This window comes from Paenibacillus sp. 01T422, assembly GCF_056398785.1.
In genome coordinates this window covers 1-1,397 of sequence record NZ_JBFTQB010001246.1, presented here as the reverse complement: position 1 = coordinate 1,397, position 1,397 = coordinate 1, and the positions used below count along the sequence as shown (strand labels likewise).

Genomic DNA, 1,397 nt, shown 5'->3' with positions numbered 1-1,397 from the left:
TATTTAATCTTTAATTTTGTTACTAGATTCTCAAAGCAAGTCTGGCTTTTACAGATTCGCCATTTTAACCGTGCCCGGACTACCAACCGGACTGTGATTTTACACTCCACATTCATTATAGTAAACCCCAATATTCTACATAAGATTACTAAATCCCCTATTATTTTGATTTCCGCTCGCTGCCGCTTTAGGGATATTAAAAATTCGAAGTGATCCCTGATTATCGCATTGCCTATGTGCGGCAAATTGGCCCTTACGGTCCCGCCAATGTGCAAGCTATGCTGAGGTTAAAACAATGGGCGGGGGAAAAGAATCTGTTTACCTCCTCGGCATTCCGCAAAACAACCCTGCAACAACGCCGCCTAACCTTTGCAGGTACGATGCCTGCATTGTCCTTTCAAGCGAGGAGCAAACGAGGGTCTGTTGGCCTGCGGACAGTACGTCGTTTGCACAATTGACCATACCGCGGAGGATGTTCAACGAGCGTGGTATGACATTTTTTTCAGCTTTACAGCGCAACGGATTTCAAGTAGAAGACAAGCCCGTCATTGAAAGATATACAGGAGAGCTGACTGCCACTGAGCTTTGCGAAATTTGTGTGCCGATAAAAGGTGTTTAGTGTTCCCTATCCCATTGCCTATTCCCTATTCCACGATGGATAGACTGGACATGACAGAACATTGGGGATTGGAAGGATATAGCATGCCTTGTTCAGAAATGTGAGATGAGCAAGAAGAGAAACTGATCACTAGCTACAAAGACAGTTGAGCGTAAAATTCACCAGGGGCTGTGGCAGACTGCTTACCAGCAACTTGCCCAGCAGTACATTCAGCTACCTATGGGAAAGACCGTCAAGGCATTGAGCCTAACGGTCAAATGGTCTCTTCTATGCAGTATTTTATACAACCATTAACGCTTGGATGATGCTTGAGCATCCTCTATATTGTAATTTATACAACGTGGAGGGCTGTAAACTGTTGATTTCCCGCCATTTGGGTTGAAATGGTTGTACTTTATACAACTAGCTGCCAAATTATAAGGCCAAGGCACCTTTTATGTTGTACAAAGTACAACATAGCCGAAAATCCACAACTTCCTCATTCATCCTCAAACAAAGCAGTGACCGGGGCAGTTGTAGTAGCCTCTCTTGATTCCTCGGGCGGTTGCACCTTACGGATGAAGAATGCAAGCACGAGTGCAACAACACTCAGCCATGTAGCGATAACGAAAGAGTGGTTGATCCCGTAGATCGTTGCAGCTTGCATGACTTCCGCCATTTTGGCTTTGTCGCTTGGATCAATTCTGCCCGAGATGATGAGCTCTTTGGCATGAGAAGCTGCTTTGTTCGTCATGAAAGTCACGAGAAGCGCCGTTCCAAGCGCTCCTGAAACGTTACG

1 protein-coding gene and 1 pseudogene are annotated in these 1,397 nt (G+C 45.4%); one reads left to right on the top strand and one right to left on the bottom strand.

Annotation, left to right across the window (positions count from 1 at the left end; all coding sequences use genetic code 11):
- Positions 1-295 precede the first annotated feature (295 nt).
- Positions 296-619 carry a GyrI-like domain-containing protein gene (locus AC1DUA_RS37635; protein ID WP_477504578.1) on the top strand — a complete coding sequence of 108 codons (324 nt, stop codon included), beginning with the start codon at positions 296-298 and terminating at the stop codon, positions 617-619.
- Between the two features lie 478 nt (positions 620-1,097).
- Here the strand turns inward: AC1DUA_RS37635 and AC1DUA_RS37630 are convergent.
- Positions 1,098-1,397, bottom strand: a pseudogene (locus AC1DUA_RS37630) (MFS transporter); the annotation flags it as partial.

What these genes read in the sequence shown, in the direction of transcription:
- AC1DUA_RS37635 (WP_477504578.1), top strand. Translation starts at nt 296, where the DNA reads ATGGGCGGGGGAAAAGAATCTGTTTACCTCCTCGGCATTCCGCAAAAC.